Origin of the sequence: Planctomyces sp. SH-PL14 (assembly GCF_001610835.1) — a bacterium.
GTDB lineage: Bacteria > Planctomycetota > Planctomycetia > Planctomycetales > Planctomycetaceae > Planctomyces_A.
This window is the reverse complement of sequence record NZ_CP011270.1, coordinates 6,823,356-6,837,590: the sequence shown is the minus strand read 5'-3', so window position 1 is coordinate 6,837,590 and position 14,235 is coordinate 6,823,356. Positions and strand designations below refer to the sequence as shown.

Below are 14,235 nucleotides of genomic sequence, written 5' to 3'. Positions count from 1 at the left end.
CTGTTGGGGATCGAGAGCCGTCATGAACGACTTCTTCGTGAACTGGTTCTACCGCATCGCCGCGAAGGGATGGGTTTCACCGACGCTCTTCGAACGGCGGCTGCCGAAGGCGGAGTCGCTTCCGGCACGGACCGGTCCGCTGCATATCGAACTGGTGAGCCACTGCTGGAACTACGCGCACCTGCTCCGCTACCAGCTCAGCAGCCTCGTCCTGTCGCCGCCCGCGAAGACGCACGTCACGATGACGGTCATCTACTGCCCGGAAGATCAAGGAACCGTCGACCTGCTCCAGGAGTTCGGACGGCTCGCGATCTCGAACGTCACCTGGAACTGGGTCCCGGTCGAAAAGCCCCGCCTCTTCCGCCGTGCCATCGGCCGCAACCTGCGCGCCAAGGCGACGACGGCGGACTGGATCTTCTTCACCGACTGCGACCAGATGTTCTACCGCGACGCCTTCGACAAGCTCGGCGAAGAGCTGCAGGGGCGGCGGGACTATCTGCTGTTCCCCCGCGTCGCCCAGTGCAGCCATCGCGTCCACGAGGCGTCCGAAGTCCTCAAGGAAACACCGACGCGGCAAGGGGTGTCGCTGGTTGAGATCGACACGGAACTCTTTCATCCGGTCGTCCACCACAAGGCCGTCGGCGGGCTGCAGATCGTCCACGGCGACGTCGCCCGGGCGATCGGTTACTGCGAGGCACTGAAGCACTACCAGACGCCGTGCCCGGGGTTCGGGAACACCTACGAAGACCGCTCGTTCCGCTGGCTCCTGGGGACGCACGGAACGCCGATCGACGTGCCGCACATCTACCGCATCGAGCACCATCAGAAGGGCCGGTACGAGTCCCGCCGGATCCCGCAGTGGCTCCGCCCGGTCCTCAGCAACGCGGGACGCAAAGAACTCCTCGCAAAGCTCCGCCCGCAGGCGGGTGAGACGAACTCCCGCCGCGCGGCGTAGAGCCGTCAGCACACTAGCCCGAAGCGCCAACGAGGGATCGGAGCGAACTTCCCTCGCTGGCGCTTCGGGCTAGTGTGGCCAGCCACCTTCGAGCACCCATTTCGAACAGAACCTGACGCGTCGTTCCATGTCCGCTCCCCTCGACTTCACCGCTGCCATCACGGCTGTCTGCCGGGATGTCTGCACGCGGTTGACGGAGTTCGGGCATATCGACATGGACCGCGTCGCGGTCTGCTTCGCCCAGACCCGGACGTGGAAGAAGTACGGCGTGCAGGCCAAGCTGACGCCGCTGCGGTTTGAGAACGGGTCGTTGTTCTCCGATCGCAACGGCGAGACCTGGACGCTGCAGCGGGTGTTCATCGGGCGGCAGGAGATGCTCTACCTGCTGACGTTCTACCTGCCGCGGTTTCTCGATCAGCCGTTCGAAGAGAAGCTGATCACGATCCTGCATGAGCTGTATCACATCAGTCCGCACTTCAACGGGGACATCCGCCGCTTTACGGGGCGGTGTCATGCCCACTCCCGCAGCCAGAAGGAGTACGACGGCTGGATGGCGGACTACGTGAAGGCGTATCTGGCCCGTCGCCCTCCGGCCCGGCTGTTGAGTTTCCTCAAGCACGACTTTCCGTCACTCAAGGCGCGGCACGGGCAGATCCTGGGCCAGCAGGTGCCGATTCCACGGCTGATCAAGACCGGAGCGAAGGCGGCCTGAACGAGGCGGGTGCATTCGCGGATGGTGGTTGGTGAATCAGGGACGGGATGGCTCGTCCCGCCGGCTCAAACCGCGCCCTTGCCGGCACAGCGTCATAGCTCAAACCCAACGTGCGACGGCAGCCCGGGGTCAAGGGGGCCTCGCCCCCTTGCCGCCGGAGGCACTTCCATGAGGAACCGTGGTAAACAACGGATGTCCCCTTTGTAGAACCAGCGTTGAGGACTCCCTCACACTACACCGCTCGCTTTGCAATCCCCGCGGTTTTGTGAGGGGGCATCCGGCACACTGTCCGCGCTTGGACACACACTCCTTCAGACATCTCTCGACGGCCAGGCCTCCGGCGGGCAAAGGGGCGTTGCCCCTCTGCACTCCCCACCAGGGTACCCCTGGACCCAGTCGGTCAGTATTGGGCGCCCCCACTGCCCTAGAAAAGAAAAGCTCACGCGGAGACGCGGAGGTCGCGGAGAAGAGACGTTGGCCTGGCGTCTCCTCCGCGTTCTCCGCGTCTCCGCGTGAGGCTCATTCCAAGATCCTCGCCCTTACCGTTTGATCTCCAGATCGATCGCATTATCCCCCGCGGCGACCTGTCGTTCGAACTGCTTCTCCATCTTGGGACGGTAACCCTTCGGCAAGGGGGGCGTGACCATGAGACCGGTCTTCTTATCCTCGACCTGAATCTCGTCGACCGAGGAAGTCCGGACCGTCACGGCGTGCTTGCCGACGAGGGCCCCTCTCCGATCGCGGCTGTAGAGGAGTTCATAGCGTCCGTCTGCATCGGAGTAGGCCGCGCCGTAAGCTCCCTTCGGCTCGACCGGCTGGAAGACCACGTACGCGAAGGGAACGGGCTCGCCATTCCAGGTGACGGTCCCGCTGACGGAGCCCAGCGGCGGGCCGTGTTCGGAACAGCCGGCCCAGGCCAGGGGAATCAGGATCAGGGCCGTCGCTGTCAAAGCACGTTGGTGTGTCATGGTGGGTTGTTGTTCTGGTGGAGGTTGTGGGGGACTGGCGGCGGCTGCGGCTCTGCAGGAGCCTCGCCCTCCCGGGGCCGGTGTCTGGCTGAAAACTGAAAGCTGAAGACTCAAAACTCTCCCAACGACAGCCCGTCGTTGCGGCGGCCGAGGCGCTGGAAGAGGCCGAGGGTGTTGTTCGGCTTCTGCTGGGCAGGCTGGACGTTGTTGAACTCGATGTCCTGGCTCACGAACTGGACGCGGCCGTCTCCGAGGAGGAAGTGGACGCCGCCAGTGTGCGTGCTGCTGAAGCCGCGGCTGACGGCCGGGTTGCCGTTGGGCTGGAGGAGCGGGTCGTTGATCTTCACGTCGAGAATGGCGAGGTTCTGGCGGGAGCCCCAGATGCCGGTGCCAACGTAGTTCCGCTGCCCGACCCAGTTGGCAGCCCAGCCCAGCTCCCAGTCCCGCTCGCCGACGATGAACGTGTTCGACAGGCCGTCGGTGATGTCCTTGAACTGGACGCGGCTGTCCCCCCAGAAGACACCGTAGGGGTCAAGGCGGTTGACGATCCAGTCCTCCGGAGTCGCCCACCGCGAGCCCGAGATACCGACGTAGTTCGACGTCGAGAGGTAGACCGGCTGGTTGTTGAAGAACGTGCTGTAGGGGGTGTCCCACTCCCGCTTCGTGTTGAGATCCGGAGCGGTGTCGGAGGGGCAGCGGTAGACGGCGATCGACTTGAAGACGAGGTCCCGGGCCGCCGGCTGCGAGGTGTTCCGCAGGAGTTCGTCGAGGTCGGAACCGTTCGTCTGCATCGCCTCGAACATCGTCCCCTGATCGAGTTGCGGGAGGATGAACGTCCCCCAGCCGTAGGAGCCGAGGGCGGCAACATTCTGGTTTCCGTTCTTGTGGACGACGCCGGGGGGCAACGCCCCGAAGACCTCGTGGTAGTTGTGGAGGGCGATGCCGATCTGCTTGAGGTTGCTGCGGCACTGCGAAGCGCGGGCCGCCTCGCGGGCCTGCTGCACCGCCGGGAGGAGGATCGACACCAGGACGGCGATGATGGCGATGACCACAAGGAGTTCGATCAGCGTGAAACCGGACTTCCGCGACAAGGAGCCGCGGCGGAAGAACGAAGGGGCAAAGGACATGACGAAGGTGTTCCTGCGTATGGAAAGAGGGCGATGAATGCGGCCGACTTCTGTGCGGCGCGCATCCTCAGCGGGACCCACAGAACGCGCCGAAGTGAGGCAAGCGTCCGGTCGGAAAGAAAAGCGTTCAGCACAACCCATCCGTCAGCGACGGCGGGGCCTCAGTAAAAGCGAGATGTCAGGTTCCCGACCTCGGCGAAGGAACGTCCCGGGCGGGGATGCGTCATTTCGCGGGCGGGCGACCCGCTCCAACCGAAGCGGGTCAGCGGCCTGACGTTCAGAGCAGGCCTCAGCGGCAACAACAGCAAGACATTGTCGTGACTCCTCGAGTCCGCGTGCCTGCCTCCGGAACGTGCCGGTCAGCAGTCGCACAAGAGGTCCGATGTCGATCCCGGTGGCCGTGCCATCCATCCGCACAAACAACTACCACCAAAGTCGTGAATATATTTTACCAAGGGACTCTGTTCCTGTCAATGGCGTCATTCTGGAATCTGAAGAGGAGCTGACGTCGGACATCAGACCGCGACGCACGGCGCGCGGCCGGGGCGGAAGACGTCGGCGAAGGCCCGTTCCGCGGCCCCTTCCCCGCTCTGGATCGTGTCCGGGATGCCGACGCCGTCGAAGGCGTTCCCGGCCAGCGAGATCGAGCCGAGTCCCTCGGCGATCTTCCGAATCTCGCGGACGCGATCGAGATGGCCGACGTGGTACTGCGGCATCGCGCGGGGATAGCGGGTGAGGACTTCGAAGTCCGGCGTTCCTGCGACTCCCAGGAGGTCGCGGAGCTCGTCCCGGACGGTCTTGCGGATGTCGTCATCCGAGAGGTTGAACAGTTCCGGCTGCATGGCGCCGCCGATGAAGGTCCGGAGGATCACCTTCCCATCCGGAGCCCGCATCGGGAACTTCCGGCTGAGGTAGGAGACGGCGAGGATCTTCCGCCGCTCGACGTAGGGGATGACGAGGCCGAAGGAGTCGAGCGGATTGCGGATGTCGCTCAAGTTGTGTCCGGAGACGACGATCGAGCTGGAGGCGTAGGGGATCTCGTCGAGACGCGTGGCCAGTTCCGACGACCAGCGGCGCGTGAGGTCGGCCATCGTGTACGCAGACTGGGCCAGGATGACGTGGTCGAACGTTTGCTTTTCGTCCTCCAGGATCAGTTCGACGGTCGAGGCGGCCGGATCCGGTTTGTGGAGGGCGTGGACGCGTCGGCCGAGGTGGACCTGGGCGGTGGTTTGGACACGGTTGGCGAGTGTCTGGACGAACTGCGAGATTCCGCCTTTGAGGGAGACGAAGAGGCCGTAGCGGGCGCCGGCGGCTTCGCGATCGGCGTTGTCACGGGTGCGGCGGGTTTTCCAGACCGACTTCAGGAGGCCGCCGTAGCGGTGTTCCATGTCGAGGAACCGCGGGAGGGTGGCGGCGAGGCTGAGGTGTTCGGGGTCGGAGGTGTAGATGCCGCCGACGAGGGGTTGGACGATGTGGTCGAGGACTTCGGGGCCGAGGCGGCGGCGGGTGAAGGAGGCGAGGCTTTCGTCCCCGTGTGAGGTGCGGGGGGGGATGAACCACTCTTCGAGGCAGCGGAGTTTTCCGGCGGCAGACAGAAGCGGTGTGGAGAGGACAGCCCAGAGGTTGCCGGGGACCAGGAGGTTGAAGCCGGCGGGGGTGGGGACGGGTCGGCCGTGGGAGAGGATGTGGGAGCCGCGGTAGGTGGGGTCGGTGGGGACGAGTTCGGATTCGAGGCCGAGTCGGCGGCAGAGGTTGATGGCGCCGGGTTTGTTGGTGATGAAGGAGTCGGCGCCGCGTTCGATGGTGTAGGGGCCGAGTTGTTCGGTTTGGACGAGTCCGCCGAGGCGGTGGGTGGTGTCGAAGAGGTGGAGTTCGACGGGGCGTCCGGTTTTCTGGGCGAGTTCGGCGAGGTGGTGAGCGGCGGCGAGACCGCTGAAGCCGCCGCCGATGATGGCGATGCGGGGTGTGGAGTGGGAGGTGGGATGGATGTCGCTCATATCGCAATGATAGTTTCGCGCGTGGTACTTATTCACCGGGTCCAGGGGCACCCTGGTGGGGGATGCAAGGGGGCAACGCCCCTTTGCCCGCCGGAGGCCTGGCCGTCGGGAGATGTCTGAAGGAGTGAGTGTCCGAACGCGGAGACGGTGCCGGATGCCCCCTCACCAACCCGCTGCGAGCGCAGAGCGAGCGTGGAGTCCTCAACGCCGGTCACACAAAGGGGGCGTCCGTTGCTTACCACGGTTCCTCACAGGAGTGCCTCCGGCGGCAAGGGGGTGAGACCCCCTTGACCCCAGCGGCCGTGGCACATTGGGTTTGAGCTATGGAAGTCCGTCCGGCAAGGGCGGTTTACGGCGTGCCGACTTCTTCCAGCGCGTCCGTGTACTGCAGATCCGTCAATTGCCGGAAATACGGCGACGACGCCATCAAATCATGATGCGTCCCCACCGCCGTGATCCGACCATCCTCGATCACCAGAATCCGGTCCGTCTTCCGCAACGTACTCACCCGGTTCGACACCACCAGCGTCGTCCGCCGCTCCATCGCCGCATCCAGCGCCGCCCGGATCTCATGCTCCGTCTCCGGGTCGACGGAAGCGGTCGCATCGTCCAAGAGCAGAATCGGAGGATCCGGCAACAGGGCCCGCGCAATCGCCAACCGCTGCCGCTGACCGCCTGAGAGGTTGGAGCCATGCTCCCCGACCACCGTGTCGTACCGCTGCGGCAACGCTTCGACAAACTCCGCCGCGAGCGCGATCCGCGCCGCCCGCTCGATCTGCTCCAGCGTCGCCTCCGGATGCCCGAACGCGATATTCGCCGCCACGGTATGACTGAACAGAAAACTGTCCTGAAACACGATCCCCATGTTCCGCCGGAGATCGTCGACATCGAGCTGGCGGACATCCGTCCCGTCGATCATCACCCGCCCGGCATCGACGTCATAGAACCGCATGATCAGGCTCAAGAGCGTCGTCTTGCCCGAACCGGTCGGCCCGCAGATCCCCACCCGCTCCCCCGGCTCGCCCCGGAACGAGACGTCATGCAGGACCGGCTGCCCCGGACGGTAGCCAAACGTCACCCCGGCAAACTCGACGATCCCCCGCGCCCGCGGCAGCCGGACCGCCCCCGGCGGACTCTGGATCTGAACCGGAGCGTCGAGAACCTCGAACACCCGCTGCGCCCCGACGAGGCTCGACTGGATCGTGTTGGCGATGTTGACGATCTGGCTCACCTGGTTCGCGAACTCGTGCAGCAGGTTCGCAAAGACGAACAGCCCTGCCCCGAGCTGAACCTCGCCGCGGACCACCAGGATCCCGCCGTACCCGATCAGGACCAGCATGTTGACCTGGGTCAGCAGCCCCATGATCGGCTGGTAGGTGCTCACCTGCCAGAAGATCGACTCCTTCTGGTCCCGGATCCGCCGCGTCGCCGCTTCGAACTTTGCGATCTCCTCCGGCTCGCGGGCGAACCCTTTGATGACCTGAATCCCCGTCAGACTCTCGACGAGCGTCCGGACCATCGCGTCCCCCAGCTCGCTCGCCCGGCGGTAAGAGGGCTGCACCAGCCGCGAGAACAGCACCGCCCCGATCCACAGCAGAGGCGAGGAGATGAGGCACCAGAACGTGAGCCCGACATGCACGCGGAGCATGTAGACGAGATAAACCGCCAGCGTCAGCGCGACGGTCACGATCTTGACCAGCACGGCGTCGACGAACGACCGGACCGCATTCACGTCGCCGGCCGCCCGGTTGATGATCGAGCTGCTCTCGCCCGAGTCGTAGAAGTGAAAGCTCAGCCGCTGGAGTTTCTCGAAGACCCCGGCCCGGAGCGCCACGAGGATCGTCTGCGTCAGGTTCGCGGTCGCGATCGCGGCCAGGAACCGCACGAGGGCGTTCGCCAGAGCGGCGACAAGAATCAGGAGCGAGAGGATGGCGACGACCGTCCGCGGGGTCCAGTCGGCCGGCGGAGCGATGCCGAACGGCCAGGCGGGGGCGCGGCTGTCCGGCTGGACGACATGGCGGATGTAGTCGATCCCCAGTCCCGTCAGCCCCAGCGTCGCGATGCCGAGCCCCACGAGGAGGACGTGCATCACGACCATCAGGAGCGCGCCCCAGCGATACTCATAGCCCAGGCGCACCAGCCGGCGGAGCATCTGCCAGTTCGAGATCTCGGGAGCGTTGGGCTCCGCGGTCGTCCCTGCCGCCGTCGTCACTTCGTCCTCAGTCGGGAATCGATCATCGCGCCGCCAGCTGCGGGGCGTGATTCACGACCGGCAGCGACATCGGCATGGCGTCCGCTTCCGGAGGACCGGAGTCGGTTTCCGGGGCCAGAACGGTGTCGATGAAGAAGTACAGGAGCTGCCGCAGCGCGACCGGTTCGGTCGCGTCGGCGAGCGCTTCCGCCCGCTCGCGGGATTTCTCGATGAGGCTCTGGGCTTTCTCGAACGCGCCCGTCGCGGAGAAGATCCGCCGCAGCCGGCTCAGCCGCGCGAGGCTGTCTCCGTCGCTCTGCAGGATCGAGGCGACTTCCTTCCGCTGCTCGGGGGTCGCGGACTGCATCGCCAGAGCGAGCAGGACCGTCGGACGGAGGGCCAGCGCGTCCTGGCCCGCCACGAGCTTGTTGTCCTTGTCCCCCGCCCAGTCCTTGAGGTCGTTCAGGATCTGAAACCCGACCCCGACCTGCCGGCAGAACTGCGAGACCATTTCCGCGTACGGCTCCATCGGCCCGGCCATCCGCAACCCCGCATAGAGGGCCGCCTCGAACGCCGGGGAGGTCTTGAGGGCGTAGATCTGAAGGGCGTCGAGTGGCGAGAGAGTCCAGTCCGGATTCCGCTGCCACGCCATCTCGGCCCCCTGCCCGTCGCAGAGGCGGATATGGGCCGTCGCCATGCTGTCGAGGATGTCGCAGGCGACATCCGCCCCGAGGTCCCCGCGACACGAGTTGACGAGCCGGTAACCGAGGCCGATCAAGTAGTCGCCGACGTTGATCGCGGGACCGATCCCCATCGTCCGGTGGACCGTCTCGCGGCCGTAGCGGTAGAGGTCGTTGTCCTGGATGTCGTCATGGACGAGCGACGCCTTGTGGAAGGCCTCGATTGCCATCGCGACGCGGGCCACGGAATCGCTCACCGGGTGCTCGACGTCGGTCCGCAGGATCGCGCCGCTCGAGCGGGCGTGGAAGGCGGCCAGCGTGATGAACGGGCGGAACCGCTTGCCGCCGTTGGCGAGCCAGTCGTAAGCGACGTCTTCCGTGATCGCGAGCGGCGTCTTCGTCTTCTCCGGGTCCTTGCTCCGGACGCGGGGGAGGAGCCGGGGGAAATCCTCCTTGAACATCCGGTTGGAGGCCCGCATCAGCGGGATGTAGGTCGTCGTCTGCGGCTGGTCGAGCGGCTCGTACTTGTCGAGGACGTCCCAGACCCAGGACTCGTCGAGGCTGGTGTTCTTGCAGTCCCCGGAATGGAGCGGGACGGCGAACGACGGAACGCCGGCGAGAAGAACTTTGTCGATCGCCTTTTCGAGGACATTGAGGCACGCGACCCCCAGGATCCCGTCGACGTACCCTTCGACGATGATCTTGAGGACGATCGGAGAGCCCTCCGCGACGAGGACCTTGTAGCCGAGCTGCTCGGCCCGGACCTTGTAGTCGGCGATCGAGCAGGCGCCGCACTTCTCGCAGTCGAGGCCGAACTCGTCGTACTCGGCGGGGCAGCCTTCGGCGTGCTTCAGGCAGTGCGGCAGGAGGAGCAGCCGCTTCTCGAACGGGACCGCCAGGAACTGCCGCTTCCAGAACGAGTTCCCCAGCAGGACCATCACGAAGCCGAGGTACTTCTCCGGGAGCGCGTGCTCCTCAAGGAACCTCTGGCCGAAGATTTCCAGCTCGTCCTTGGTGAAGGCCTGGCTGCGGTCGATCGACTGCATGAAGCGGTCGCAGTCCGCCTTCATCTTGTCCCGCGCGGCGAGCGTCTCCGGGACCGCCTTGAGGTGGCTGGTGCTGCGGCGTCCGGTCCGCTTCGTGGGGGCCGCGTCGTCTCCGTCGGAGTCTCCCGACCGATTCGAGCGAGCCCCTTCCTGCCGGGCTCGTTCAGACGAATCAGTGTATACCTGTCCAGGTGAGGACATTTCCAAGGTGACTCCTCATTCCATGCGACGCTCATGGTCGACGCGCCGCCCGTCCGAACGCTCCGGACAGCAGGTTTCGAACCATCCCCGTCGAAACCGCACGCAGCTGGCTCGATTAACCCCGCCGGGCGGAGATCCGTGTCCGTCGGCGATGGAGGGCGTGGCGTAACGCGCCCGTCGCGAAGACGATCGGATAAAGCCTTTCAAAATACCACAATTTGGCGAAATAGAAACCGATGGGAGAAGGGTCCGACCACGTCCCCGCCTCGACCCGTTCAACGAGCCATTTCACTCCCCGCTGCACCTGCGGATCGCTCTCCGGATCGTCCAGAAGGGCGTCCACCACGAGGGCGGTCTCCTCAACGCTGGAGGGGAGCCCTTTTTCGCCCCCCCACCCGCCGTCGGCGTTCTGGACCGACCGCAGCCAGCGGATCCCCGCCTGATAGGCCAGGCTCTGCTCCGTCCGGGAGCCGGAATACGCCTTGAGGACGCGGGCCGTCCCGTAGACCGGGTTTTCTTCCTGGGGCGAATGCTGATTCCCGAACCAGAGCGGGAGCCAGCTTCCATCGGGCCGCTGGTGCCGGTCGAGATACAGGATCCCGGCGCGGATCGCCTTCTCGACTTCCGGCCGCTGCACGCCGTCGGGCGACGACGGATCTGATTCGGAGATATCGGGATGCGTCAGCCAGCCATGAAGGGCTCGGACGACGTGAGCGGAGATGTCGGCGGCGCTGCGATCGAACGGGAGCAGCCCCCAGCCGCGGCAGAAGGTGGGCCAGCCCCGGTCGCCGTTCTGGAGATCGAGGAGCCACCGAACACCGTTTCTCAGGGCGTCCCGCACGTCTTCCGGCAGAGCGGCGCCGCGGGTCAGATTGAGCAGCGCCAGGATCGCTCCCGGCGTGTCGTCGGCGTCGGGGACGCCGCCGGGGAGGTCGGTCCAGGCCCAGCCGCCGGGAGGAGCGTGAGTGTAGGGGTGGATGGTCCGGTACTGCTGGTTGACGAGCCACTGCTGGAGCGGCGGCTTCGCGTCGGGCGGCAGGTCCCCGTCGAGGGCATTCGTCGAGAGGGTCGAGGTCCAGGTCGCCAGGTTCGTGTCGATCGGCCAGCTTCCGTCCGGCCGGAGCGACCGGACAAGAAACTCCACCCCTTTGACGACGACCGGATGATCGGTCAGTCCCATCGCGGCGAGGCTCATCGTGACGAAGCTCGTCAGCGGGGCCGCCTCGAGGAACCCGCCGTTCGACGGCTGGATCCGGCTCAGAATCCGTAGGCTCCGCTCGCGGGCCGCCGCCCGGGTGAACCGCACGAGCGGATTCCACGGCTTGGCGAAGTGATGCCGGACCTGCCCGATGGCGATCAGGGCCGGGAGGGCGTAGCTGACGACCGGCAGCCGGACCGCGGCATAGAGCTGATGCGGCAGACAGGCGAGCTCGAACGGGAGCGGCGGGATCGTCCGCCAGTCGACGAGGCCGGCGAGCGCCGAGTGCGTCAGGATCGGGACGGAGAAGGTCTTGTCCTTGCCGTAACGGGCAATGATCGCCGGGACGCCCCCCGCGCGGTCGACGTACGCTTTGGCCCGGTCGCGCGTCGCCGCGTAGCGCCCTTCGGTATCGATCGCGTGGAAGACGGCGTACCCCAGCATCGTCGTCGAGATGTTGCTGAAGCTGAGCGTCGTGTCTCCCCAGCCGCCGTCCTCATTCTGGTGATCCGCCAGCCAGCGGAGCCCGCCTGCGATCCGTTCGTGATGCAGACTCGTCCCGTCCGCGTTGTCGACCTGAAAGAGGGCCATGACCGCCGTGGCGGTCGAGAGGGCGGAGGTGGACAACTCCCCCGTCCAATGCCCGGAAGGGCCCCGCTCGGCCAGCAGACGGTCGCGCGTCACTTGCGCGGCCTGTTCGAGTCGGTCGATCGAGACCGGTTCCGTCATTTCGTCTCCGCCATGAGGCGGCAGAAGAGCATCCGCCCGGCGCTGTTCTGAAGGACGCTCGTCACGACCGTGTCGACATCGCTGCCGATCTCGCGCGAGCCCTGCTCGACGACCACCATCGTGCCGTCATCGAGGTAGCCGACCCCCTGGCCCATTCCCTCCCCTTCCTTCACGATCTTGATCCGGACATGCTCGCCCGGGATAAACCGCGGCTTGAGGGCGTTGGCGACGTCGTTGAGGTTGACGACCTCCACCCCCTGGACGCTCGCCAGCTTGTTGAGGTTGAGGTCGTTCGTGACGAGCCGGCCGTTCAGTTCGCGGCAGGCTTCGATCAGCCGCTGGTCGACCGTCTTTCCCTTCGTCGAGTCGGTCTCCTGGACCTTCACGTCGATCTTGGGGTTCTGCTGGAGCCGCTTCAGAACGTCGAGCCCCCGCCGGCCGCGGCTGCGGCGGATCTTGTCGTGGCTGTCGGCGATGTCCTGGACTTCATGGAGGATGAACTGCGGGACGACGAACTGGGCGTCGAGGACGTTCGTGTCGATGACGTCCGCGATCCGGCCGTCGATCAGGGCGCTGCTGTCGAGAACGAGCGGCCGCCCCCCCTTGAGCTCCCGTGAGAACTCGACGTAGGGAATCACGAACCGGAACTGGTCCTTCGTCTGGAGCAGGAACGTCGTGCAGAGGTACGGCAGCATGATCGACGTCACGAGGGTCACGGCCCCCAGGACCCCGATCCCGTTCTCTCCCCAGCCGCTGAAGACCGGCTGCAGCCCCAGGTTGAGGAGGTGGCTCAGCAGCATCCCGATCAGGAGGCCGAAGTAGATCGCCGAGATCGTCTCGACCCGCTTGCGGGGGATCAGGATGTCGACGAGCAGGATCGCCGAGGCGATCACGACCATCACGCTGAAGACGAGGAACGGGTGATCCTCGATGACCGGCGGGACGCGGAAGAAGTTCGGATTGAGGACGTAGGCCAGCGCCGCTCCGACGGCGGCGGTGTAGTACAGGATGCGGACGATTACGACGGACATTGCTGTCTCACAACACGGCATCGTTCTTCCGGCGGTCGCAATCCCGTCGATCGCGACCGCCTGGGCCCGAGGCTGGCCCTGTCACGATATGGCATTCGGATAGCCATTTCCACTGGCGCGCCGCTTCTGGGGCAATGGAAAGAAGTTGCGGAGAACGTGTCGCAAACAGGCGGCAGAAATGGCCTCCCCCGGACGGGCAATTTCCCCTGTCGCCATTAGAATCCCGCTTCGCGCTGGCTGCCGTCGTCTTGGAATTGCGAGGAAATCATGGCCCACTCTCCGTTCATCGTCCTCAGTGCCTTCGCCGACGAGGCCGCGCTCTCCAAGACCGCGGTCGAACAGCTCTCGGTCATCTCCGCTCTGGGACTCAACTACTACAGCCCGCGGTTCATCGACGTCACCGGCGAGGGAAAGGTCGAGCACGTCACCGAGCTGAGCGACGAGAAGCTCGCCCGGCTGGCCGACCTGCAGGGGAAGTACGGGATGAAGGTCACGAGCATCGGCTCGCGGATCGGCAAGATCAAGCTGATCGACCAGGAGGACGGCTCGCACAACAAGTTCGTCCCGATCCAGCAGTACATCGAGACGGAAGTCGCCCGCAGCATCCACTCCGCCAAGGCGCTCGGCGCGAAGCTCCTCCGCGGCTTCTCGTTCTACCACCCCAAGGGGGACGATCCCTGGAAGTACATCGATCAGGCGGTCGAGAAGCTGAACCCGATCGTCGCCGAGTGCGCCAAGCACGGCCTGGTCTACGGCCTGGAAGTCGAAGCGAACCTGATCGGCCAGAACGGGCGGCTCCTGGCGGCCCTGGCCGAGAAGGTCAACCGGCCAAACCTCGTCTGTATTTTCGACGGCGGGAACCTCTCGTCGCAGAACCTCTCGCCAGTCGTCTGCTTCAACGAGTTCGTCGCCATGCGGGACTGGATGGGCTGGGCGCACATCAAGGATTACCGCGTCGATCCGACGCTCGAATGGACCGGCGTGGTGGACGAGGAGCGGCTGAAGAACTTCGTCCCGGCCGACATCGGCGACTCCGGCCACGAGGCGATCCTGCGGAACCTCAAGGAGAACCTCTCCGCGATGACCTCGAAGATGCAGGCCCTGGGCTGCCCGGGCGTCTTCCTGGAGCTCGAGCCGCACCTCAAGGGAGGGGGCCAGTTCGGCGGGTTCAGCGGGCCGGACGGGATGGGGGTCGCGGTCCGGGCGCTCTGCTCGCTCCTGGACTACGTCGGCATCGATTACGACCTGCGGACGATGGACGACATCAAGACGGCGCGTGGGTTCTGAACACACCGTCGGCAAACGCGACGGCTCTTATCTGCGTTCATCTGTGTGTATCTGTGGCTAGAAAATGAACTGGCCACAGATGAACACGGATGCACACAGATAATGCAGCGCGG

The 14,235-nt window shown here is 65.5% G+C and carries 10 protein-coding genes; 3 read left to right on the top strand and 7 right to left on the bottom strand.

Translation table 11 applies throughout. The features are described from left to right. The first annotated feature begins 22 nt into the window (after window positions 1-22). Together VT03_RS26185 and VT03_RS26180 are read left to right on the top strand one after the other, a co-directional pair. Window positions 23-955, top strand: coding sequence for a glycosyltransferase family A protein (locus VT03_RS26185; protein ID WP_075095737.1), 933 nt, complete (start codon window positions 23-25; stop codon window positions 953-955). 127 nt (window positions 956-1,082) lie between these two features. Continuing rightward, on the top strand, window positions 1,083-1,667 hold the full coding sequence (locus VT03_RS26180) for a putative metallopeptidase (RefSeq protein WP_075095736.1): 585 nt from the start codon (window positions 1,083-1,085) through the stop codon (window positions 1,665-1,667). A 539-nt stretch (window positions 1,668-2,206) separates the two neighbouring features. On the opposite strand, the gene VT03_RS26175 is transcribed toward VT03_RS26180, so the two are convergent. From VT03_RS26175 to VT03_RS26145, 7 genes are all read right to left on the bottom strand, one after another. Next, on the bottom strand, window positions 2,207-2,635 hold the full coding sequence (locus tag VT03_RS26175) for a carboxypeptidase regulatory-like domain-containing protein (RefSeq protein WP_156514764.1): 429 nt from the start codon (window positions 2,633-2,635) through the stop codon (window positions 2,207-2,209). A gap of 110 nt (window positions 2,636-2,745) precedes the next feature. Continuing rightward, complete coding sequence (locus VT03_RS26170; protein ID WP_075095734.1) at window positions 2,746-3,762, bottom strand: DUF1559 domain-containing protein; 1,017 nt, start codon at window positions 3,760-3,762, stop codon at window positions 2,746-2,748. A 515-nt stretch (window positions 3,763-4,277) separates the two neighbouring features. Next, window positions 4,278-5,759 (bottom strand): protoporphyrinogen oxidase, encoded by a 1,482-nt coding sequence (gene hemG / locus VT03_RS26165; protein WP_075095733.1) that lies wholly within the window; start codon window positions 5,757-5,759, stop codon window positions 4,278-4,280. A 349-nt stretch (window positions 5,760-6,108) separates the two neighbouring features. Further along, on the bottom strand, window positions 6,109-7,971 hold the full coding sequence (locus tag VT03_RS26160; protein WP_231870525.1) for an ABC transporter ATP-binding protein: 1,863 nt from the start codon (window positions 7,969-7,971) through the stop codon (window positions 6,109-6,111). A 22-nt stretch (window positions 7,972-7,993) separates the two neighbouring features. Then, on the bottom strand, window positions 7,994-9,877 hold the full coding sequence (locus VT03_RS26155; protein ID WP_082846551.1) for a polyprenyl synthetase family protein: 1,884 nt from the start codon (window positions 9,875-9,877) through the stop codon (window positions 7,994-7,996). A gap of 115 nt (window positions 9,878-9,992) precedes the next feature. Further along, complete coding sequence (locus tag VT03_RS26150) at window positions 9,993-11,804, bottom strand: prenyltransferase/squalene oxidase repeat-containing protein (RefSeq protein ID WP_075095732.1); 1,812 nt, start codon at window positions 11,802-11,804, stop codon at window positions 9,993-9,995. Continuing rightward, window positions 11,801-12,835: a PIN/TRAM domain-containing protein gene (locus tag VT03_RS26145; protein WP_075095731.1), complete on the bottom strand. Its 1,035-nt coding sequence runs from the start codon at window positions 12,833-12,835 to the stop codon at window positions 11,801-11,803. Before VT03_RS26145 ends, VT03_RS26150 begins: the two co-directional genes overlap by 4 nt. A 267-nt stretch (window positions 12,836-13,102) precedes the next feature. On the opposite strand from VT03_RS26145, the gene VT03_RS26140 reads away from it, so the two are divergent. Next, window positions 13,103-14,122 carry a sugar phosphate isomerase/epimerase family protein gene (locus VT03_RS26140; protein ID WP_075095730.1) on the top strand — a complete coding sequence of 340 codons (1,020 nt, stop codon included), beginning with the start codon at window positions 13,103-13,105 and terminating at the stop codon, window positions 14,120-14,122. Window positions 14,123-14,235: the final 113 nt, after the last annotated feature.